At 73.2% G+C, this 22,102-nt stretch carries 14 protein-coding genes and 1 pseudogene; 9 read left to right on the top strand and 6 right to left on the bottom strand.

Features of this window, described 5'->3' with window-relative positions:
* Positions 1-28 precede the first annotated feature (28 nt).
* Together nhaA and CFK41_RS00830 are read right to left on the bottom strand one after the other, a co-directional pair.
* On the bottom strand, positions 29-1,351 hold the full coding sequence (gene nhaA / locus CFK41_RS00825) for a Na+/H+ antiporter NhaA (protein WP_096797960.1): 1,323 nt from the start codon (positions 1,349-1,351) through the stop codon (positions 29-31).
* Between the two features lie 58 nt (positions 1,352-1,409).
* Entirely contained in the window at positions 1,410-2,843 is a 1,434-nt protein-coding gene (locus CFK41_RS00830; protein ID WP_096797961.1) for a sodium:proton antiporter, read from the bottom strand.
* Positions 2,844-3,394: 551 nt separating this feature from the next.
* On the opposite strand from CFK41_RS00830, the gene CFK41_RS00835 reads away from it, so the two are divergent.
* Positions 3,395-4,834 (top strand): MFS transporter, encoded by a 1,440-nt coding sequence (locus CFK41_RS00835; protein ID WP_227873151.1) that lies wholly within the window; start codon positions 3,395-3,397, stop codon positions 4,832-4,834.
* 120 nt (positions 4,835-4,954) lie between these two features.
* On the opposite strand, the gene lysX is transcribed toward CFK41_RS00835, so the two are convergent.
* Entirely contained in the window at positions 4,955-8,392 is a 3,438-nt protein-coding gene (gene lysX / locus CFK41_RS00840) for a bifunctional lysylphosphatidylglycerol synthetase/lysine--tRNA ligase LysX (protein WP_169928763.1), read from the bottom strand.
* Between the two features lie 92 nt (positions 8,393-8,484).
* Here lysX and CFK41_RS00845 point away from each other — a divergent pair, with 92 nt between their 5' ends.
* From CFK41_RS00845 to CFK41_RS00860, 4 genes are all read left to right on the top strand, one after another.
* The gene (locus CFK41_RS00845) at positions 8,485-9,162 is read left to right on the top strand and encodes a DUF998 domain-containing protein (RefSeq protein ID WP_096797963.1); all 678 of its coding nucleotides are present in this window, start codon (positions 8,485-8,487) and stop codon (positions 9,160-9,162) included.
* Positions 9,159-10,040, top strand: a complete 882-nt coding sequence (locus CFK41_RS00850; protein ID WP_227873152.1) for a PhzF family phenazine biosynthesis protein — start codon at positions 9,159-9,161, stop codon at positions 10,038-10,040. The genes CFK41_RS00845 and CFK41_RS00850 overlap by 4 nt, the downstream gene beginning before the upstream one ends.
* A gap of 57 nt (positions 10,041-10,097) precedes the next feature.
* Positions 10,098-12,239, top strand: coding sequence for a prolyl oligopeptidase family serine peptidase (locus CFK41_RS00855; protein ID WP_096797965.1), 2,142 nt, complete (start codon positions 10,098-10,100; stop codon positions 12,237-12,239).
* 217 nt (positions 12,240-12,456) lie between these two features.
* Entirely contained in the window at positions 12,457-14,286 is a 1,830-nt protein-coding gene (locus CFK41_RS00860) for a serine hydrolase (protein ID WP_096797966.1), read from the top strand.
* An 88-nt stretch (positions 14,287-14,374) separates the two neighbouring features.
* Here the strand turns inward: CFK41_RS00860 and CFK41_RS00865 are convergent, their stop codons facing one another.
* A complete protein-coding gene (locus CFK41_RS00865) occupies positions 14,375-14,866 on the bottom strand; it encodes a glutathione peroxidase (protein WP_151904624.1) in 492 nt (163 codons plus the stop codon).
* A gap of 352 nt (positions 14,867-15,218) precedes the next feature.
* On the opposite strand from CFK41_RS00865, the pseudogene CFK41_RS00870 reads away from it, so the two are divergent.
* Positions 15,219-16,316 (top strand): annotated as a pseudogene (locus CFK41_RS00870) (DUF222 domain-containing protein); the annotation flags it as partial.
* A gap of 205 nt (positions 16,317-16,521) precedes the next feature.
* On the opposite strand, the gene CFK41_RS00875 reads toward CFK41_RS00870, so the two are convergent.
* Positions 16,522-17,490: an aminoglycoside phosphotransferase family protein gene (locus CFK41_RS00875; protein WP_096797968.1), complete on the bottom strand. Its 969-nt coding sequence runs from the start codon at positions 17,488-17,490 to the stop codon at positions 16,522-16,524.
* Positions 17,487-19,088 (bottom strand): serine hydrolase domain-containing protein, encoded by a 1,602-nt coding sequence (locus CFK41_RS00880; RefSeq protein WP_096797969.1) that lies wholly within the window; start codon positions 19,086-19,088, stop codon positions 17,487-17,489. The genes CFK41_RS00875 and CFK41_RS00880 overlap by 4 nt, the downstream gene beginning before the upstream one ends.
* A gap of 93 nt (positions 19,089-19,181) precedes the next feature.
* On the opposite strand from CFK41_RS00880, the gene CFK41_RS00885 reads away from it, so the two are divergent.
* The 3 genes from CFK41_RS00885 to aqpZ all read left to right on the top strand — a co-directional run bounded on the left by CFK41_RS00885 (position 19,182) and on the right by aqpZ (position 22,053).
* A complete protein-coding gene (locus tag CFK41_RS00885; protein WP_096797970.1) occupies positions 19,182-19,919 on the top strand; it encodes a glutamine amidotransferase in 738 nt (245 codons plus the stop codon).
* 115 nt (positions 19,920-20,034) lie between these two features.
* Complete coding sequence (locus CFK41_RS00890) at positions 20,035-20,934, top strand: GH25 family lysozyme (protein WP_096797971.1); 900 nt, start codon at positions 20,035-20,037, stop codon at positions 20,932-20,934.
* A 318-nt stretch (positions 20,935-21,252) separates the two neighbouring features.
* A complete protein-coding gene (aqpZ, locus tag CFK41_RS00895; RefSeq protein ID WP_096797972.1) occupies positions 21,253-22,053 on the top strand; it encodes an aquaporin Z in 801 nt (266 codons plus the stop codon).
* Positions 22,054-22,102: the final 49 nt, after the last annotated feature.

Genomic DNA, 22,102 nt, shown 5'->3' on the forward strand with positions numbered 1-22,102 from the left:
AGCTGCCGGACCCGACCCCGCCGGCGGTTCAGCCGTCGGCGCCCCAGTCGGCCCCGCGGTCGTACGCATCGGGCTCCGCTCCCGCCTCGCGGCGCCGGCGCGCATACATCCGGTTGCGCGGGATGAGGATCGCGGCGGCCACCAGCGCGGCCAGGGCGGACGCGGTGAGCACGCCCACCTTGGCCCAGTCGTGCATCGGGTCGGAGGGGTCGAAGCTCAGCTCCGAGACCAGCAGGGAGACGGTGAAGCCGATCCCGGCCACCGCCGCCATGCCGATCATGTCCGGCCACCGCAGGGCGGGATCGAGCCGGGCGCTGGTGAGCTTCGTGAGCAGGAACGAGGTGCCCACGATGCCCACGATCTTGCCCAGGACGAGACCCACGATGACGCCGAGTGCGACCGTGGACTGCCAGGCGTCCAGCAGTCCGGAGACGCCGCCCACGGCGACGCCTGCGCTGAAGAAGGCGAAGACCGGCACTGCCACGGCGCTCGAGAAGGGGCGCAGGCGGTGCTCGAGGGTGTGGGAGAGCGAGTGCTGCCGGCCGTACTCGGAGAGGCCGCGGACCGGCACCAGGAAGGCCAGCACCACGCCGGCGATTGTGGCGTGCACGCCGGAGTTCAGGAAGAGCACCCAGGTGATCAGGGCGATCGGGGCCAGCAGCGCCCACGCCGTCCAGTAGTGCTTCTTGAACCAGGCCTCGCGCCGGTTGGTCAGCCACCAGAACGCCGCGAGCGGCACGAGCGCGAGGGCGAGGAACCCCAGTCGCAGATCCGCGGTGTAGAAGATCGCGATGATGGTGATCGCGATGAGGTCGTCCACGATCGCGAGGGTCAGCAGGAAGGTGCGCAGCGCGGGCGGCAGGCTCGAGCCGAGCAGGGCCAGGATCGCGACCGCGAAGGCGATGTCGGTCGCCGCCGGGATCGCCCAGCCGACGCCGGACCCGGCCGGACCGCCGAGGTTCACCATCACGTAGATCAGTGCGGGGACGGCCACGCCGCCGACGGCGGCGGCGATCGGCACCAGGGCCTTCGAGGGGGAGCGCAGGTCTCCCACCACGAACTCCTGCTTGAGCTCCAGTCCGGCGAGGAAGAAGAAGATCGCGAGCAGGCCGTCGGCCGCCCAGTGCCCGATCGAGAGGTCCAGATCGATCGGGCCGAGCGTCCCGCCGAGGTGCGCATCGCGCACCGAGAAGTACGTCTCCGAGAGCGAGGTGTTCGCGAAGAGCAGCGCCAGCACGGTGGCCAGCAGCAGCAGGGCACCTCCGGGCACGGCGCGGGTGACCCACTCCTCCAGCGGATGCCGGCGGCGGAAGGTGCCGTGCTCGAGGACGGCGGGCGAGGGGGTGGTCACGAGGGGTTCTCCTGGAGGTCTTGGGCGGTGGATCGGTCGATGGCCCCATGCCCGCAGGTCACTCCTGCGCCGGGGCCTCCGGCTCCGCACGGCGGGCGCCACGTCCCAGCACCTGCGGCGGCGGCGCGGTGGCGAGCCGCACCACGCGCACCAGCAGCAGCACCACGACCAGGGCGCCGAGCACCTTCGCCCACCACGGGTCGGCGATGAACAGGAGCAGCATGGCCAGCAGCACCGGGGCGAGGTACACGAACGCGGAGCGCACGTAGCCCAGGAACGCCGGCATCTTCACGCCGCCGTCCTCCGCCACGGACTTCACCATGAAGTTCGGGCCGTTGCCGATGTAGGTCATGGCCCCGCACAGCACCGCACCCAGCGAGATCGACACCAGCAGGGCCTCGGGAACGTCTCCCACACGGGGCTCGCCGGGCAGCTGGGTGGCCATCTCGAAGAAGGTCACGTAGGTGGGCGCGTTGTCCAGCACGGAGGAGAGCCCGCCGGTGAACAAGAACAGCGTGATCTCGTTCAGGGGCAGGTTCGGGGCGGCGGCGCGCAGCACCTGCAGCGCCGGGACCATGGTGAGGAAGATGCCGATGAACAGCGCACCCACCTCCTTGATGGGCTCCCAGCTGAACTCGTTCTCCTCGAAGCGGATCGCCTTCGAGCCGAGCAGTAAGGAGCCGGCCGCGGCCGCGAGCATCACCAGCTCGCGCCAGGGCACCCAGTTCAGGCCCTCGACGTGGCCGTGCGCCACGGCGTCGATGTCGAGCGAGGGGACCTTGGCCACGGCCAGGACGATCACCGCGAACCACAGCAGGTTCGCGGCCCCCGCGAGGCGCAGCGGCTGGCGCTGGGCGGCGTCGGTCGCGAGCGCCTCGGGCTTCTCGCGGGCGTGGAAGCGACGATCCAGCGCCCAGTAGGTCAGCAGCAGCAGCGCGTTGACGAACAGCCACTCCGGGAGCAGCGAGAAGGTCCAGGTGAAGGGCACCCCGCGCAGCAACCCCAGGAACAGCGGCGGGTCGCCGAGCGGGGTCAGCAGCCCGCCGCAGTTGGCGACCACGAAGATCGTGAACACCACGGTGTGCGCCCGGTAGCGGCGCTGGGCGTTGGTGGCGAGGATCGGCCGGATCAGCAGCATCGCCGCGCCGGTGGTGCCGATGAAGCTGGCCAGCAGCCCGCCGACGGCGAGGAAGGCCGTGTTCGTGCGCGGCGTGGCCGCCAGGTCCCCCCGCAGCGCGATCCCACCGGAGACGGTGAACAGCGCCAGCAGCAGCACGATGAACTGCCCGTACTCGATCAGCGCATGCGCGACGAGCTCGGGATGTGCGGCCAGCAGCAGGCCGATCGCCACCGGCACGCCCAGCACGAGGGCGTAGACGAGCTGGTTGCGGGGACGCTCCCAGAGGTGGGCGAGCTGCGGGACCAGCGGGAAGACCGCGATGCCCAGCAGCATCAGCACGAACGGGATCAGGGTCCAGACGGGGAAGTCCATCGCGGATGACATCACCTTCGGAGCCGGGCCGGTGAGGATCAGTCACGCACCGGCACCGGGGCCGCCGGGGGGAGGGGCCGACCCGCACACCGACGGAGGGGGTGGGGAAGCGGAGAACCATGCTGGTCCCTTCTCGGCATCGCTGACGGGTCAACGGGGGTGTTCACCCGCCGTGCCGACCAGACTTCCCGGCTCTCCGCGGTCAGTGTCTCACGACCCCCGCCCCGTCGCGTCGGCCTGTCCGTGAACAGGCTCGGCGAGCGCGGATCGACCATGCGCTCGGTCGATGTCGAGAATCAGTTTTTCTTCGCGATCACCTGTACGGACAATCCGACGGTGGGGTTCACTGGGTGGCGAGCGGCGTGCTGGCTGTATACCGTGGCGCCGTTTGTCGACGGGATCTGCCGGCCGAGCACCGGGTCCCCGTCCCGTCGGCAGTCCGGTGGCGTCCTGCCATCGGCCGCTTCCCGCAGCTCGGGCGTCCGTCCGAGCAGTCGGGGAGTGCCGACCAGCGTGCTGCGGCACGTGCGCGAAGAACGGACGAGACGTCTGTGACGACATCGACCCCTTCCCCTGATCCGCGACCCTCCGAATCCACCACGACCCCGGCCGAGGGCACCGCGTTCGAGGATCTCCCTCCCCGCCGGACGATCCGCCAGGCCGTCGCGGCCTCGGCGATGGGCAACGCCACCGAGTGGTACGACTACGGCGCCTACGCCGTGGTGGCCACCTACATCGCGGCCCACTTCTTCCCGGCCGGATCCGAGGGCCTCTTCTGGACCTACGCCTTCCTGGCGATCTCCTTCATCGCCCGCCCCTTCGGCGGCTTCGTGTGGGGTCCGCTCGGCGACCGTCTGGGCCGCAAGCACGTCCTCGCCCTGACGATCATCCTGATGTCGGCCGCGACCTTCCTCATCGGCGTGCTGCCGACCTACGAGAAGGTGGGCGTCCTCGCCCCGATCCTGCTCGCCCTGCTGCGCATGATCCAGGGCTTCTCCACCGGCGGCGAGTACGGCGGCGCGGCCACGTTCATGGCCGAGTACGCCCCGGACAAGCGACGCGGCCTCTACGGCAGCTTCCTCGAGTTCGGCACCCTGGGCGGCTTCGCGCTGGGCACCGTGGTGGTGCTGATCCTGCAGCTGATCATCGGCGAGGACGCCATGGCGGCCTGGGGCTGGCGCGTGCCGTTCTTCGTCGCGGGCCCGCTCGGCATCATCGGCCTGTACCTGCGGTCCCGTCTCGACGAGACCCCGGTCTTCCAGGACCTCGAGGAGGCCGGCGAGTCCGAGGAGAGCGCGACGAAGGGTCTGCGCGACCTGATCGTCGAGTACTGGAAGCCGATCCTGGTGATGGCCGGCCTCGTGATCCCGCTGAACATCGCGAACTACACGCTGCTGACCTACATGCCCGGCTATCTCGAGACCAAGATCCACCTGACCGGCAACGAGTCGCTGATGGTGATCCTGATCGGCGAGGTCGCGATGATGGCGGTGATCCCGTTCTGCGGATCCCTGTCGGATCGGATCGGCCGCAAGAAGATGTGGTGGTTCTCGATGGTGGGCCTGTTCGTCATGGCCCTGCCGATGTACATGCTGATGGGGCAGAGCTTCGGCCTGGCGATCGTCGGCTTCGCCGTGCTGGGCCTGCTCTACATCCCGCAGCTGTCCACGATCTCGGCGACCTTCCCGGCGATGTTCCCTGCGCATGTGCGCTTCGCGGGCTTCGCGGTCACCTACAACGTGTTCACCTCGATCTTCGGCGGCACCGCCGCACCGATCAACGAGGCGGTCGTGGAGTCCACCGGGTTCCTGGAGTTCCCGGCGGTCTACGTGATGCTCGGCTGCGTCATCGGCATGATCGCGCTGGTCTTCCTGAAGGAGACCGCGGGCGCGTCCCTGTCGGGCACCGACATCCCCGAGTCCGAGCCCGAGGACTACGGCCTCGAGGCCATGCAGGCCGAGGACCAGGCGCTCGACGAGGCCGGGCGCTGAGCACCCGCTCCTGAGCTCTCCTCGGCAGCACACCGCCGACGGGCGGGCCACGCCTCCGGGCGCGGCCCGCCCGTCGGCCGTCGTGGCGCCGGAGCCCGCCGTCGGCGAGGAGCCCCTCTGTCAGCGGCTCCCGCCGGGGGAGCGCGGCTTGGTGAGCGGGAAGAGGATCGTGTCCCGGATCGACAGCCCGGTGAGGTTCATGACCAGTCGGTCGATGCCCATGCCCATCCCGCCCGTCGGCGGCATGCCGAGCTCGAGGACCCGCAGGAAGTCCTCGTCGACCGCCATCGCCTCCGGGTCCCCGGCGGCGGCCAGCAGCGACTGGGCCACCAGGCGCCGACGCTGGTCCACCGGGTCGTTGAGCTCGGAGTAGGCGGTGCCCTGCTCGGAGCCCTGGATGACCAGGTCCCACTTCTCGGCCAGGCGCGGATCGTCCCGGTCCGGCCGGGCCAGCGGGGCGTTCTCGCGCGGGAAGCCGGTGTAGAAGACCGGGGTGGTGGTGCTGCCCTCGCACAGCGCCCCGTAGAGCTCCTCGAGCACGGCGCCCCCGCCGAGCCGCGGATCCAGCTCGAGCCCGATCCGTCGGGCGTGGGCGTGCAGGTCCGTCGCGGGCGTGCCCACCTCGACCTCTTCGCCGAGAGCCCGGGAGACGGCCGTCGCGAGCGGGACCACGGGCCAGTCGCCGGAGAGGTCGAACTCCTCGAGCCGGCCGTCGGCCCCGGGCCGCAGCCCGATCGGGGCGCCGTGCACGGCGCGGGCCGCGTCCTGGATGATCCGCTGGGTCAGGCGCCGCATGCCGTGCTGGTCGCTGTAGGCCTCGTACACCTCGAGCGAGGTGAACTCGGGGTTGTGGGAGGCATCCGCCCCCTCGTTGCGGAACTGCCGGCCGATCTCGAAGACCTGCTCCATCCCGCCCACCACCAGGCGCTTGAGGTGCAGCTCGGTGGCGATGCGGAGGAAGAGGTCCATGTCGTAGGCGTTGATGTGCGTCTCGAACGGCCGGGCGGAGGCGCCGCCGTGCACGGCCTGCAGCACCGGGGTCTCGACCTCGGTGAAGCCCAGCTCGTGCAGGGTGTCCCGCACGCTGCGCACCACGGTGGCCCGCTGATAGGCGGTGGTGCGGGCGTCGGGCCGCACCACCAGATCCACGGCCCGCTCGCGCACCCGGGCCTCGGGGTCGCTCAGCCCGTGGTGCTTGTCCGGCAGCGGCCGCAGCGACTTCGCCGTGAGCACGAGCCCGGCGGCGTCCACGCTGACCTCCCCGGTGCGGGTGGTGATCAGCTCGCCGCGCACCGCGATCTGGTCGCCGAGGTCGAGGCGGCGCCACACCTCCCACGAGGCGTCATCGGCCGCGTCGGCGATCATGACCTGCAGGTCGCCGCTGCCGTCCCGGAGCGTCGCGAAGCCGATCCGGCCGTGCTCGCGGCGGCGCATCACCCGCCCGGCGATCCGCACCTCGTGCCCGGAGCGGGCGTCGGCCCCGAGCCCGGCGGCCGCCTCGCGCGCTGCGGCGAGGGTGCTGGTGCGCTCGATGCCGACGGGATAGGGGTCGATCCCCTCGGCCCGCAGCGTGGCGAGCTTGGCCAGGCGCACCCGCACCTGCTCCGGCAGGCGCTGCGCGGCGAGGGCCTCCTCGAGCGGGTCCGCCGGCTCCGGCATCAGGGCCCGCACCGCCGCGGCATGCTCGGCGCCGTCCGAGACCAGGGCCTCCGGGCCCGCCTCGACCGCGCCGCGGCGACCGCGTGCGAGCAGCCCCGGGGTGCGCAGGAAGCCCTCGGCGGTCCCGGCGGCGACGCCCACCCTGGGCAGGTCGGAGGCGAGCTCGAAGCACAGGTAGCGCGGCTCCCAGGTGGGGCGGTACTTGGCGTTGGCGCGGTACAGGGACTCGAGCTGCCAGGTGCGGCCGGCGGCGCGCAGGCCGCGCAGCCACAGCCGGTCCAGCGGACCGGCTCCGATCTCGGCGCCCCGCTCGAAGACCTCCCGGAACATGGCGAAGTTCAGCGAGAGCCGGCCCACGCCGTGCCCGGGCGCCTGCTCCGCCATCGTGGTCACCAGCAGCTCCACCACGCCGTTCGCGGCGGAGGGGTCGCGGCGCATGAGATCCAGGGACGCCCCGGTCGCGCCCCAGGGCACGAAGCCGAGCACCGCGCGGAGCCGCCCGTCGGGGTCGTGGGCGAGCGCCAGCAGGCAGTCGCCGTCCAGCGGGTCGCCGAGCCGGCCCAGCGCCATCGAGAAGCCGCGCTCCTCGCCGCCGTCGCCGCGCCACTGCCCGGCGCCGGCCACGATCGCGTCGAGCTCCGCGGCGGTGAGGTCCCTCTGGCGGCGCACGTCCACGCTCCAGCCCTCGTCGTGCAGGCGACGGGTCACCCGGCGCACGGGATGCATCGCCGGGCCGGAGAGGGTGAAGTCCTCGAGCGCGAGCACGGCCTCGTCGCCGATGTCGTAGACCACCAGCCCGGCCTCCGCGTAGGCGCGGCCGCCCTCCTCGCCGGCGCCCATGACGGCGAGGGAGAGGCCCTGCTCGCGGGCGAGGCGCCGCCAGGCCTCGATCGCCCGGTCCCAGTGCTCGGGATCGCCGACGGGGTTGCCGCTGGCGAGGCTGACGGTGCCGACCACGCGGTGGGAGATGCCGGCCCGGGCGGTGGCCGGGTCGCCGGTGTCCCAGACCATGGCCTTGTCGCGACGGGTGGCGAAGTAGCCCAGGGAGTCGTGCTCCCCGTGCTCGGCCAGGAGGGTGCGCACGCGGGCCTCGTCGGCCGCGGGGAGCCGGTGGTCCCCGCGCGGCGGGCGGAAGAGCAGCAGGGCGGAGGTGAGGACCACTGCGGCGCCCAGCAGGTTCAGCAGCAGATGCACCCACCAGGGGGCGCTGACCGTGCCCACCGCCTCCAGGCGGCCGAGGTCGGCGAGCAGACGACCGGCGACGAACCCGGCCGCGGCCGGATAGGACTCCGCGTCGCCGACCTTCTGCACCAGCCAGGCGCCGCCGGTCAGGATCACCGCGCCGCCGGTGAGGAAGAGCGTCAGCGCCGCCCGGAGGCTGCCGGGCACGCGGCGCGCCGTGAACCCCGAGCGGGTCAGGAGCAGCAGCACGATCACCGCGCAGCCCAGCACGAGGCCGATCTCGGCCAGCACCCGGTGGCCGGGCTCCAGCGCCTCGAGGCCCTGCGGTCGGGGGCCGGCGTCACGGTGCCGCGGGGAGTGGATCAGCGCGAGCACACGGCCCGTCTGCGGGACCAGCACCCACCACAGCAGCAGGAACCACCAGGCGGCGCGCAGCCGGCGCCGCAGCGCCACCGCCACCACGATCAGCAGCGCCGGGTAGATGAGGTTGGGGACGATCGGCATGACCAGCAGCGAGACGGGATCCGCCGGTCGGTCGAAGAAGCGGCGCCAGGTCGGGACGATCGTCACCAGGAGGGAGAACAGCCCCGTGGTGAGGACCGCGACGGCCAGACGGTCCGGCCAGCGATCGTCCAGCACGTGCAGGCGGCTGGAGCGGATCGCGCGGCCCACGCTCGTGGGTCGGCGCCGACGGTCCGGAGCGGCGGGGGAGGTCACGCGATCACTGTAGGTGGGCTCTCGCGCTCCCAGGAACGCAGGCGCACAATCGGGGGCGGGCCTCCGGCACGGCCCGCAGGAGAGGGGTCCGGATGACCAGGCGCAGACGGGGGCTCCACCTCGCGATCGGCTGCACGGCCGCGGTGCTGTACTCGAACTTCCTCCTGGACTTGATGATCCCCGGCCCGCACGAGTGGGCGAAGCAGGTCAGCGCCCTCGAGATCCCCGGGCACCGCAGCGCCGGCCTGCTGCGGACCACCGACGTGGTCTCCGCGCTGCTGGTGCTCTCCCAGCTCCCCGCGGTGCGGCGCGCGCTGCCGCGGTCCCGCTGGCGCACGGTGGTGCTCGGCGGCGTCGCGGCCTTCGCGGCGGGCGGCATCCTCGCCGCGATCATCACGCTCCCGGCGCCGGGCACGGAGGAGCTTCACCGCACCCGCCACCTGGTCCACGACCTGTCCAGCATCGTCTCCGTCGGCGGCATGGTGGCCAGCGCCGCCGCGGCGCGGATCCTGCTGCGCGGTCCCCGGGAGCGCCGGCCGCGCTGGCTCACCGCGGCGGTGGTCGTGGTCGCGATCGGCTGCGCGGCCGAGCTCGGCAGCGAGGTGCTGGTGGCCCTGTGGCCGGGCCTGGACCTCGTGGACGGCCTCGCGCAGCGGGCCCAGATGCTCACCCTCAGCGCCTGGATCGTGGGCCTCGCGAGGCTCGCCGGATGGGCGGGGCCGACGGGCTCCGGTCCGGACGCCGCCGCGGGTGGGAGGATCGCCCCGTGACCACCGACTCCGCCGCTTCCGGCCCTGCCGCGCCTGCCCCTGCCGCACCCGTGCGCCGCCGCTTCGCGCAGCTCGACGTCTTCGCCACCCGGCCGCTGCGGGGCAACCCGCTCGCGGTGGTGCTCGAGGCGGAGGGTCTGAGCGCGCAGGAGATGCAGCGCCTGGCCGCCTGGACGAACCTCTCCGAGACCACCTTCCTGCTGCCGCCCACGGTGCCCGGCGCCGACTACCGGGTGCGGATCTTCACCGGCTCCCAGGAGCTGCCCTTCGCCGGCCACCCCACCCTCGGCACGGCCCGGGCCTGGCTGCACGCCGGCGGGGTCCCGGCGGGGGAGCGGATCGTGCAGGAGTGCGCGGCCGGGCTGATCGAGGTGCGCCGCGAGGGTGACCAGCTCGCCTTCGCCGCCCCGCCCCTGCTGCGCAGCGGCCCCCTTGAGGAGGACGAGGTCGACGCGATCGCCGCAGCCCTCGGGGTGGAGCGCTCCGCAGTGCGCGGACACACCTGGGCGGACAACGGCCCGGGATGGCAGGTCGTCGAGCTGGACTCCGCCGAGCAGGTGCTCGCGCTCGAGCCGGACGCCGCCCTGCTCGGATCCCGGAAGGTGGGCGTCATGGGTTGGCACGACGGCACGGACAGCCCCCTCTACGAGGTGCGCGCCTTCGCGCCCGTCGGCGTCGAGGACCCGGTCACCGGCAGCCTCAACGCCGGCATCGCCCAGTGGCTGGTGGACCGCGGCGACGCGCCGGAGCGCTGGACCGTCGCGCAGGGCACGGTCCGCGGCCGGGAGGGTCGGGTGGACGTGCAGGTCGAGGCCGACGGGACGATCTGGGTGGGCGGCGGGACGGTGCTGACCGTCGAGGGCACGATCCTCGCCTGACCAGCCCGATCCATCGTTCCCCTCGTCCCCGCCGCCCGGACTGCCTACTCTGGCCCCATGGTGACGACACTGCCGTACGGGTCCTGGCCCTCGCCCCTGACCGCCGAGCTCCTCGCGACCGGGGGCACCCGGCTGGGCGCGCCGCGCCTGGTGGGGGACGCCGTCTGGTGGACGGAGGGCATCGCGACCGAGGGCGGCCGCCAGGCGATCGTGCGCTCGGCCGGGCCCGTCGGCCTCCCGGAGGCCGGCGCCGATCCCGCCCCCGCGGAGCCCGTCACGGTGCTGCCCGCACCGTTCAACGCCCGCTCGCGCGTGCACGAGTACGGCGGCGCAAGCTGGGCCGTGGCCCCCGGCGCCCGCCCGGAGCCGGGCGTCGCTCCCGAGGAGGAGCTGCCGCCGCTGGTCGTCTTCGTGAACTTCGAGGACCAGCGGGTCTACGCCCTGCGGGAGGGGGAGCAGCCGCGGCCGCTCACCCCCGTCGGCCCCGAGGTGGAGTCCGCGCACGGACCGTCGCTGCGCTGGGCCGATCCCACCGTGGTGGAGATCGCCGGGGCGAGCGAGGTGTGGTGGATCTGCGAGGACCACACCGGCGGGATCGAGGGCCCGCGCACGGGCGAGGACGGCGCTCCCCACATCGAGCGCTACGTGGTGGCGGTGCCGCTGGACGGCTCGGCCGCGGAGGACCCCGAGGCCCTGCGCCGCGTCACCCCGTCGTCCCGGTTCGTGGCCCACGCCCGGATCAGCCCCGACGGCGAGCGCGTGGCCTGGCTGAGCTGGGAGCATCCGCAGATGCCGTGGGACGGCACCCTCCTGCACGTCGCGCCGCTGATGAACGGCAGCGCCGGCGAGGGCGAGATCGTCGCGGGCGCGACCGACGTCTCGGTCATGCAGCCCGAATGGCTCGACGACCAGCGGCTGCTGTTCCTCGAGGACAGCTCCGACTGGTGGAACCCGTGGGTGTGGTCCGCGGCCGACGGGGCGCGCCAGGTGCTCGAGCTGGACCAGGAGTTCGCCGGCCCGATGTGGGCTCTCGGCACCACCTGGTACCAGGTGCTCGCCCAGGACCTCGCCCTCGTGCAGCACGGTCGCGCGGCGACGTCGCTGTCCCTGCTGCGGATCAGCACCGGCGAGCTCACGGCGCTGGACTGCCCGCTGACCCAGATCAGCGCCGCCGAGCTGCGCAGCGACGGCCTCCTGCTGCTCGCCGGCGCCTCGCCCACGCAGTTCCCGGCGATCTACGTCGCCCACCTCGCGGTGGCCGGTCCGTCGGCCGGAACTGACGCAGGCCCGTCGGCCGGATCCTCCGCACCCGCCCTCTCCGCTCTCACCCTGCTGCGCTCCTCCCGCAGCGACGCCCCCGATCCGGGCCTCCTGCCCGAAGGGGAGAGCATCGAGGTGCCGCTGCCCGGCGGCGGGGTGGTCCACGCGATCGTGCACCGGCCGCGCCAGGAGGGCATCGCGGGCAAGGACGGCGAGCTGCCGCCCTTCATCGCCCGGGTCCACGGCGGCCCCACCGGCCACGTCCCGCCGGTGCTGAACCTGACGGCGGCGTACTACACCTCGCGCGGCCTCGGCGTGGTGGACGTGAACTACGGCGGCTCCTCCGGCTACGGCCGCAGCTACCGCAACCGTCTGCGCGGGCAGTGGGGCGTGGTGGACGTCGAGGACACGGTCGCCGTGATGGATCACCTGGTCAGCGAGGGGATCGCCGATGGGAGCCGGCTCGCGATCGAGGGCGGCAGCGCCGGCGGCTGGACCACCCTGGCGTGCCTGACCCGCACCGACACCTTCGCCGCGGGCGTCTCCAGCTTCGGCGTCGCCGAGCTCGAGAAGTTCCGCGAGGACACCCACGACTTCGAGTCCCGCTACATCGACGGGCTCGTGGGCCCCTACCCGGAGCGGCGCGACCTGTACGTCGAGCGGGCCCCGCTCAGCCACGTCGACGAGCTCGAGGTCCCGGTGCTGCTGCTCCAGGGCGACGAGGACCGCATCGTCCCGCCGAGCCAGTCCGAGCTGTTCCGCGACGCGCTCGCCGCCAAGGGCATCCCGCACGCCTACATCCTGTTCGAGGGGGAGCAGCACGGCTTCCGCCAGGCCACCTCGATCATCCGCTCGGTCGAGGCGTCCCTGTCCTTCTACGGGCAGGTGCTCGGCTTCAGCCCGGCCTGCGTGCCGGTCCTCGAGCTCGAACGCGAATGACCGGCCGCACCGGCATGCACCCGCACGATCAGCCGCTCCGGCCGGCGATCGCGCGGCTGGTGGGGATCGTCGGGGTGCGTCGGGCGCGCGCGCAGCTCGGGCCCGACGACCGCGTGTGACGGTTGCCGCAGCGGACCCTCCTGGCTAGGTTGGACGGCGGCGTGGGGGCCGGACCGACCAGGGGACGGCCGGACGCCGCCCCGAGCGAAGGAGCTCCATGGAACCCCGACTGTCCCGCCGGACCGGACTGACCGCCGGCGCACTCGCCGCGGCAGGCGTCGTCGGCCTGCCCGCCGCCGCCCGCGCGATGGGCGATCCCGCCCCGCACAAGGAACGACCCGCCGCCCGCTCGGCGCGCTCCGCCCCCGACTGGAGCCGCGGCGGCCCGCACCGCCACCCCTGGGACCGGCGCGAGTCGGGCAGGACGCTGCGGGACGCCCGGCCGGAGTCCGTCGGCCTCGACCCCGCCGTCCTCGACGAGATCCCCGGGATCCTCCGAGCCGGCCTCGACAACGACCCGCCCCGCTTCTCCGGCGCCTCCGTGCTGGTCGCCTCGCAGGCCGGCATCGCCTACGAGCACGCCGACGGGTACGCGCTGCGCTGGCAGGACGCCACCACCGAGCTGCCCGAGGCCGAGCGGATCCCCGCTCGCACCGACACGATCTACGACCTCGCCTCGATCTCGAAGATCTTCACCGCCACGGCGGTGCTGCAGCATGTCGAGAAGGGTCTGCTGGGCCTGGACGACCGGGTCGCCGACCACCTCCCGCGCTTCGCCGAGAACGGCAAGGGCGAGGTCACCGTGCAGCACCTGCTCACCCACGTCGGCGGGCTGCCCGCCTTCATCAACCTCTACTCCGCCTTCCCGGACATCCCCTCCCGGATCGACGCCGTGCTCACCGTCGCGCCGAAGACGCCGCCGGGCACCGCCTACGTCTACTCGGACCTCGGCCTGATCACGCTCGGGCTGATCGTCGAGAAGCTCTCCGGGCAGCGCCTGGACCAGTACGTCCACGACCACATCACCGCGCCGCTGGGCATGACCGAGACGATGTACACCCCGCCCGCCGAGCTGAAGCCCCGCATCGCCGCGACCGAGTACGTCGACTACTACGGCTATCTCGTGCACGGGCACGTCCACGACGAGAACGCCCACTCGCTCGGCGGAGTCGCCGGGCACGCCGGGGTGTTCTCGACCGCCCGGGACCTCGCGGTCCTCGCCCAGATGTTCCTCGGCGGGGGCCGCTACGGCGACGCCCGGATCCTCGAGGCCGGCACGGTGCAGGACATGTTCACCGACCGGATCGCGGAGGTCACCGGGGTGGGCGGCGCGCGCCGCGGGCTCGGGCCGGAGCTCTCCGCCTGGTTCTACCACGCGGGCCTCACCAGCCCGTACAGCGGGGTGCACACCGGGTTCACCGGCACCTCGCTGGTGATCGACCCGCTCACCGACACGATCGTGGTGATGCTGACCAACTCGGTGCATCCCACCCGCGAATGGTCCACCACCTCGGTGACCCGCCGCGAGGTCTCCACCTGCGTCGCGCAGGCGCTGGGACTGGTGCCGAGGGAGGTCCGCGACGGCTGGCACGCGGGCGGCGACGACGCGAGCGTCGCGACCCTGAGCCTCGCGGTCGAGCTCGAGGAGGGCCCTGCGGAGCTGCGTGCGGACCTGTTCGTCCACCTCGAGACCGCCTATGACGTGCTCACGCTCGAGGCCTCCGCCGACCAGGGACAGACCTGGGCGCCGCTCGCGGGCCGCCTCGAGGCCCGGCACGAGGAGCCGGTCGAGGTGCCGGACGGGCAGCTCACGGGCTGGGGGAGGCGCGCGGTGTGGGACGGCACGTTCGCGCTCGCCGACGACGGGACCCCGTTGGTCGGGGAGATCCAGGTGCGGCTGCGTCTGAGCACCGACGGCTCCACGCGCGGGCTCGGAGCCTGGGTGGGGAGGCTGCGGGTGCTCGCCGACGGCCAGGAGCTGTTCGACACCGACCGGTCCGACGACCGCGCGGAGGTCGTCGCCGACGGGTGGGCGCGCGGGGAGTGACGCCGGGCCGAGGGGCCTGAGGGCGGTGCGCTCCTCGTCGGCCGGCGCTGTCAGCGCCGGTCGGCGGGCTCAGCGACGGTCGGCGGGCTCAGCGCCGGTCGGCGAGGAGGGCCTCGATGTCGTCGGCGAGGTCCGCGGGCTCCACCGGCGGCGCGTAGCGGTGCTGCACCGTGCCGTCGGGGCCGAGGAGGAACTTCCCGAAGTTCCACTCGATCTCGCCGGCGGGGATGTCCTCGCCGTGCGCGCCGGTGAGCCACTGGAACAGCGGATGCGCACCCTCGCCGTTGACCTCGACCTTCGCGAACATCGGGAAGGTGACGCCGTAGTTGACCTGGCAGAACTCGGAGATCTCCGCCTCGGTGCCGGGCTCCTGGTGCATGAACTGGTCGCAGGGGAAGCCCAGCACCGTCAGCCCCTGCTCGCCGAAGCGCTCGTGGAGGTCCTGCAGGCCGGCGTACTGCGGGGTCAGGCCGCACTTGCTGGCGGTGTTCACCACGAGCACCACCGAGCCGAGGTGCTCGGAGAGCGGCTGCTCCGTGCCGGAGATGGTGGTGGCGGTGAAGTCGGCGAGAGTCGTCATGGCATCCATTGTGGTCCCTTCCTGTCGCGCATCGCGACCTCCGACCGTTCCTCCACACCGCCGGCGGATCCACATTCTCCGACAGGCCCTTTCCTGTCCACCCACCTGCGGGAACGATGGAGCCATGACCATCTCGCCGTACGTTCCGGGCTCTGGGGGAGAGCACTCCTCGCAGGCGCTCCTGGACGGCCTGCGCGCGGCGGGACCGGCGGCCCTCGCCGCGGCCCTCGGCGATCTCGCCCTCCTCCTCCAGGAGCTCGCGGGTGATCCCGGCCAGGCTCTCGCGATCGAGGGGAGCGCCCGCCGGGACGTCGCGGAGGTGCTCGCCAACCTCCAGGCCGGCGCCGCCGCGATGGACGCGATCGAGGCGCGCACCGTGATCGCCCTGCGCGACATCACCCGCCGCGACCGCCACGCGGAGGCCCGTGACCGTGCCGGCCACGAGAGCGGCGCCGGCGCCTCTCCCCCCAAGGTGGAGGACGCGGCGGATGCCGCGACCCGGGACGACCTCTCGTTCATCACCCGCCGCTCCCCGCACATGGCCGGTCGCACCCTCGCCTCCGCTCAGCGTCTGGTGGAGATCCTGCCCCGCATGATGGACGCCCTGCGCACCGGCAGGATCAGCAGCGATGCCGCCTACGCCGTGGCCGGCGCCGTCTCCGGGCTCCCGCCGGGGGTCGCCGCCGAAGTGGATCGATGCCTGGGCGAACGGCTTCCCGAGTTCGACGGGGCCGGCACCCGGCGCTGGGCGGACGCGGTCGCGACCATCGCCGGCGAGCTCGATCCGGAGGGCTCGGCACTCCGTCATCGGCGGGCTCTCGCCGAGCGGCACGTGACGATGCGTCCCGGGCGGCACGGCATGGCCACTCTCTCCGCCCGGCTCTCCGCGGTCGATGCGGCCCGGATCCACAAGCGCTTCTCCCTCGAGGCCGAGCGGCGCCGCACCGCGGGGGCGCGGGAGGGCCACGGCGCCGCCATGGCCGACGCCTTCGCCGACGCCCTGCTGGGCCGCGACGAGGGAACGATCGCCCCCGGTCTGCTCGACATCGGCGTGATCATCACCGACCGGGCGCTGTTCCGCCCCGACGTCGGGGACACCGCGCATCTCGAGGGCTACGGGCCGGTCCCCGCCGAGGCGGTCCGCGCCCAGCTGCGCGCCGCCACCGCGGAGCCCGAGGATCCCTCGCAGGATCCCATCGGGGCCGACGGGCCGTCCGTCCGCGCCGAGATACGTCGCCTCTACACCCACCCGCTCTCCGGCGAGCTGATCGCGATGGAGTCGACCGCGCGCGCCTACCCGCCGGCCATGCGACGCTTCCTGACCTGGCGCGACACCAGCTGTCGCGGCCCCCACTGCAATGCCGCGATCCGCCAGAGCGATCACATCGACCCCGCCTCCCGCGGCGGACCCACCAGCCTGGACAACGGGCAGGGCCTGTGCGCGCACTGCAACCAGAAGGAGATCGGGACGTCGAGCGTCCAGCGGATCGAGGAGCCGGACGGGTCCGGTCACCGCGTGGAATGGATCGGGCACTCCGGCGCCCGGAGCGTCACCACGCCGACCCCGCTGGTCTGGCCGCGCCGAAGGGGACCTGAAGACCCGCCGATCGCCGCAGACGGCCCCGAGCGCCCGGAGCCTCCCGAGGCCTCAGGCGTCACTCGACCCCGTCGGCAGCCAGCGCGAGGGCGGCGTCGGCCGCGACCTCGTGGCCCCCGGCCTCCTGGACGCAGCGGGCCAGCAGCCACCGGCGCACCCGAGCCGGGTCCAGACCGGCCAGCTCCGCCATCCTCTCGGCGAAGCGACCGGGCTGAGTCCGCAGACGATCCGGATCGTTGAGCATGTGCTGCAGCACGTCGTAGTGCGGATCGCCCACGTACGGCTTCGGATCGATCAGCACCCATCCGTGCTCGGCGCCGGCATCGAGCCTGGTCTCCGTGCCGCTCCCGGTCGAGGAGAGCACATTGTCAGGATGCAGATCGGTGGCCAGCAGCACCGGCTCTCCGTCCCAGCGCACGGGCAGCTCGCGGAACAGGCCCAGGCCGTGCTCCACCAGGTCCCGCGGAAGGGGCGATCGGTCGGCGTCGGCGCGCTGCTGCGCCTCGTCGGCCCACCCGGCGCACATCTCGGCGAGCGGACGGAAGCCGGCGGCGGACTCCGCCCCGACCAGCTCGGCCGGCGGTCGCCACAGCCGACGAGCGACGGCGGCGACCACCTCGTCGCGCTCCGGCCAGGTCAGCTGCTCGGCCAGCGGGACTCCTGGGCGCACCCGGTCCAGCAGCAGCGCCGCCGTCTCCCCGCGCCGCTCGTGACGGTGCACCCGCGCCGCCCCGTAGCCCTGCCAGGCGGCCATCCCGGCGGCCTCGTCGCGCGACTCGTCGTGCGCCCAGGCCACCTTCAGCACCCGATCCTGCCCCTCGGCCGTGCGCACCGGCGCCACCCACGCGCTGGACCCGCCGGGGAGGAACGGCGCCCCGGTGGTCAGACCCCAGCGGTCCAGGAGCTCCTCGACCAGGCCCGGCAGCCGTTCGCGCCATGCCGTGAGGCCCGGATCCGTCCCCTCGGCGAGCCGCGGAGGGATGGCGTGCCCGGCGATCGACCCGGGCTGGGTGCGATCCCCGGTCATGGCGCGGTGACCCGCTCGGGCATCACGAAGTCCGCGCTCGCGGTCTGCACCTGGCCCGTCACCACCAGCCCCGGGCAGCGCAGAGCGCCCCCGTCACCGCGGACCAGCCGGGCCAGCACCGGCTCCGCCCACGTGCCGTAGCCGGTGTCTCCCCAGGTGTCGAGCTCGATCACCGGGATCTCCGGGTCGATCGGATCGGGCCGCACCGCGCCCACGGAGAGCTCCAGAGCCCCCGCCGCAGGGTCCAGCGCGGACTCGTCCAGCGAGAACAGCCGTCCGCCGAGCGGAGCCAGACGGGTCCGGCCCCACAGCGAGTCGTAGGTGCCGGAGACCAGGTCGGCCAGCTCCTGCGCCGAGAGGGCCGCGCCGTCGTCGGCCCCGACCGCTTCCACCGAGCCCTGCTCGGCAAGCTCCACGGGCCGTGCCCGGCCGTCGGAGCCGCCGCCCTGCGCCCCGGCGCGCTCCCACTCGTCGGCCTTCGGGGCGGGGCGCCCCGCCGCGAGGGCCAGCAGGCCGAGGATGCCGTGGGCGATGTCCGAGCTGGGCGAGTCCACGGAGGTGCCGATGACGCTCACGGCCAGCCGCTCCGCCGGAGCGACCCAGGTGCGGGAGAGCCCCGTGGGGAACCCGCCCGAGTGCCCGATCACGGTGAACCCGTGCAGGCGCCCCTCCTGCAGGCCCAGCCCGTACTGGCCGCCGTCGTGCAGGGACCAGATCCGGCGCCGCATCTCCCGCAGCGAGCCCGGCTCGAGCAGCTCGTCGGAGGCCAGCGCCCGGCCCGCCGTGCTCGCGATCGAGCCGGCGCTCGCCCAGAACCCGGTCGCCGCGGCGAGCGCGCCGGTGCTGACCTGCTCGACCACCCGGCGCGGCCCGTGCAGCAGCGAGGTGTGGCCGAGGGCGAAGCCGTCGGCCTGCTCCGGCCCGGCGGCGTCGGCGGGGAGGTCGGGGCCCACACCCTCGGCGCCGAGCGGATCCAGCACCAGCTCGGCGACCGCCTCGGCGAACCCCCTCCCGGTGATCTCCTCGATCACCAGGCCCAGCAGCCCGTACCCGATGTTGGAGTACTGCAGGTGGAGGCCGGGATCGGTCCGCACCGCGTCGTGGCGGGCGATCTCGAGCAGCCGCGCCCGGTCGGCGAAGGGGGCGCTGAGCCGCCACCAGCGCGAGTCCTCCGAGTCCCGGGTCAGGCCCGCCGAGTGCGAGAGCAGGTCGCGCAGGGTGCGGTCGGCGACGGGGGAGGAGACGAGCTCGGCGACGTGATCGCCGACGGTGTCGTCCAGCCGGAGCCTGCCCTGCTCCTTCAGTCGCATCAGGGTCAGCGCCGTGAACATCTTCGAGTGGGAGGCGATCCGCAGCCGGTGCGTGGTGAGCAGGGGGATTCCCGCGGGCTCGTCGGCGAAGCCGGAGGCGACCTCGGCGACCAGCTCGCCGTCATGCCAGATCGCCGCCTGGAACCCGGACTGCCGGCGCAGGTGGCGCACGGTCTCGAGCCACTCGGGCAGGATCGCGGCGACGTCCTCGACGGCGGCGCGGGACGGCGCGGGCCCCCGATCGCTGCTGCGGGTGTCTGCCGAGGGGGCGGCGGTGGGGACGGGCATGGCATCTCCTTCGAGGTCAGCGGGCGCTCCAGCAGACTACGGCCAGGACCCTCCGCGCAGGACCACCCCCACGCGCCCGCTAGCATCACCCTCGTGAAACCGTTCGTGCAGATCGCCACCCGCCCCGAGGACGACGTCGCCCTCACCGAACGCACCGCGGTGCTCGAGTTCACCGGACTGGCAGAGGACGAGCTGATCTGGGCACGCCTGGACCGCGACCCCTTCCCGGACCTCCGCCCCGAGGACATCTCCGGGATCATCCTGTGCGGCAGCCCCTTCACGGTCTCCGACCCCGCCGAGGAGAAGTCCGACGCGCAGGTCCGGGCTGAGCGGGAGATCTTCCGCGTCCTGGACGAGGTCATCGCTCACGACGTCCCCTTCCTCGGCGCCTGCTACGGGATCGGCACCCTCGGCACCCACCAGGGCGCCCTCATCGATCGCACGTACGGTGAGCCGCTCTCCGCCGTCGAGGTCACGCTCACCGTCGACGGCGCGGAGGATCCCCTGATCCGCGCGGCCGACCTCCCGGAGACCTTCACCGGGCTCGTGGGCCACAAGGAGGCCGTGCACACCCTGCCGGACCACGCCACCCTGCTCGCCAGCGGCTCCGGATCGCCGGTGCAGATGTTCCGCGTGGGCACCCGGCAGTACGCCACGCAGTTCCACCCCGAGCTGGACATCCCCTCGATCATCGAGCGGGCCCGCGCCTACCGCGACCACGGCTACTTCTCCCCGGACGAGATGGAGGACGTCTTCGACGCCCTGCGCGACCGCAGCGCCGACCTCCCGCCCCGTCTGCTCCGCGCCTTCGCGACCCTGTTCGCCCGCTGAGCCCGCAGGGACCGCCTGCTGAGCCGGACCGCACGACGCCCGACGTGTCGGCCTGATCGCCCGTGACCGGCACGGCGTCCCTCGTCGGCGCCGGTCCCTCGGGTACCGTCCCAGCGTGCCCCGATTCACACCCGAGCAGGTCCGCCGACGCCAGATCATCGCCGGCGCCCTCGCGCTGGTGCTGCTGCTCGTGGTCGGCGGCTGCACCGCCTCCGTGATCGGGGCGCTGCGCGGCGACGGCGAGGACGAGGAGAAGAGCCTCAGCGAGTCGGCGCCCTTCGAAGCCGACGACGAGGCGATGGCCGTGGCCGCCACCCCGGAGGATGCCCCGGTGCTGTCGAACCTGCCGGGGGAGTCCGTGCTCGAGCCCGGCGAGGTGATGGGCATCGATGTCTCCAGCTATCAGGGCGAGATCGACTGGCCGGCGGTCGGGAGCACCGGTGTGGGCTTCGCGTACATCAAGGCGACGGAGGGCACCGGCTTCACCGACACCCACTTCCGCCGCAACTGGGACGGCGCGAAGGCCGCCGGCGTCACCCCGGGCGCGTATCACTACTTCACGCTGTGCTCCTCCGGCGAGGAGCAGGCCGCCGACTTCCTGGCGGCCGCCCCACCGGACGACTCGGCGCTGCCCCCGGCGCTCGACCTCGAGTTCGACGGCGCCTGCGAGGAGAAGCCCGAGGCGGCGGCCGTCCAGGCCGAGATCGACGCCTTCACCGCCGTCGTCGAGGAGGCCTGGGGGCGACGCCTGGTCATCTATTCCTCCTCTGACTGGCGCAGCCACTACGGCCTGCCGGTCACCGATGCCCGCCCCGACTGGCTCTTCGCCGCCGCGAAGCGCCCGGGCCAGGAGGACTGGGCGCTGTGGCAGCTGCGCTTCGACGGCTCCGTCGCCGGGATCACGGGCCCGGTGGACATCGACGTGGCCCGCACCGAGCTGCTGCGGGAGCACGCCACGATCCCCGAGGGCGAGGGCGCGCTCGAGCATCCCATCGAGGTGACGGGGGAGGGGTGAGCCCCGGGCGGGGTTCGGCTGCTCCGTGGATAATGCCAGAATTGTCGGAATCGCTGCGATAACCGTGACAGCCCCGCCGAACGTCTCCTCGGTCTCGGGGAATCGCTGAAGAATGGAACTCCCTGTATTGCTCGGTGCTGCTCGGTATTGCTCGGGAGCGGCATCGACGCAGCAGCAACTGGCGAACGAGGGAACACGGTGCTCGATCTATGGTCTGTCTTCCCCCATCGCTATAGGGTTGAGAGTGATTCACCCCCAGGCCGGCGTAATGACAGTACGGCTTATCGGAAATCCCATCCCACCCCCTGATGAGGCATCATGAACTCCCGTCACGATGGTCCCGCCACTCCGATTCCCACCGATCTCTCCCCCTCCCAGGACAGCAGGGAGCCGTCGGCGGTCGCCGCGTTCGTCGCCGAGGTCCTCGGAACCTTCCTCCTCGTGTTCGGCGGTGTGGGGACCGCCCTGTTCGCCGCCGACTTCGGCACCGGTGACAACGGCTCCTCGCTCGGGGTCGGCTTCGTGGGCGTCGCGCTCGCCTTCGGTCTGACCGTCGTCGCCGGGGCCTATGCCTTCGGCCCGATCTCCGGCGGTCACTTCAACCCGGCCGTCACCGTCGGCCTCGCCACCGCGGGCAGCTTCGAGTGGAGCAAGGTCCCCGGCTACATCGGCGCACAGGTCATCGGCGGTGTCCTCGGCACCGCGCTGCTGGCCCTGATCGGCGTCTTCGGGCCCGAGGGATGGCTCTCGGCGGCGCGCGCCGGCGGCTTCGCCAGCAACGGCTTCGGAGAGAGCTCCCCGGGCGGATTCGGCCTCGGAGCGGCGATCCTGGTCGAGGTCATCCTGACCGCGGTCTTCCTGCTCGTGATCCTCGGCGTGACGCATCCGGAGCGCGGCACGAAGTTCGCCGGCCTGGCCATCGGCCTGACGCTGACCCTGATCCACCTGATCTCGATCCCGGTCGACAACACCTCCGTGAACCCCGCCCGGTCGATCGCGGCGGCGATCTTCGGCGGCGGCGGCCCGCTCCTCCAGCTGTGGGTGTTCATCGTCTTCCCGATCGTCGGCGGTGTGATCGCCGGCCTCCTCCACAAGCACGTCCTGGCCGCCCAGCGGTAAGCACCGCTCGCGGCAGCCGGAGCAGTCGCGCGACGCTGCACGAGAAGGG

It is taken from the genome of Brachybacterium ginsengisoli (genome assembly GCF_002407065.1).
GTDB classification, from domain to species: Bacteria; Actinomycetota; Actinomycetes; order Actinomycetales; family Dermabacteraceae; genus Brachybacterium; species Brachybacterium ginsengisoli.

Excerpts from the sequence above, each read along its gene's own strand:
- CFK41_RS00830 (WP_096797961.1), bottom strand. The coding sequence starts at position 2,843 with ATGGACTTCCCCGTCTGGACCCTGATCCCGTTCGTGCTGATGCTGCTG.
- CFK41_RS00845 (WP_096797963.1), top strand. The coding sequence starts at position 8,485 with ATGACCAGGCGCAGACGGGGGCTCCACCTCGCGATCGGCTGCACGGCC.
- CFK41_RS00875 (WP_096797968.1), bottom strand. The coding sequence starts at position 17,490 with ATGACCGGGGATCGCACCCAGCCCGGGTCGATCGCCGGGCACGCCATC.
- CFK41_RS00880 (WP_096797969.1), bottom strand. The coding sequence starts at position 19,088 with ATGCCCGTCCCCACCGCCGCCCCCTCGGCAGACACCCGCAGCAGCGAT.
- CFK41_RS00855 (WP_096797965.1), top strand. The coding sequence starts at position 10,098 with ATGGTGACGACACTGCCGTACGGGTCCTGGCCCTCGCCCCTGACCGCC.
- CFK41_RS00860 (WP_096797966.1), top strand. The coding sequence starts at position 12,457 with ATGGAACCCCGACTGTCCCGCCGGACCGGACTGACCGCCGGCGCACTC.
- CFK41_RS00865 (WP_151904624.1), bottom strand. The coding sequence starts at position 14,866 with ATGACGACTCTCGCCGACTTCACCGCCACCACCATCTCCGGCACGGAG.
- aqpZ (WP_096797972.1), top strand. The coding sequence starts at position 21,253 with ATGAACTCCCGTCACGATGGTCCCGCCACTCCGATTCCCACCGATCTC.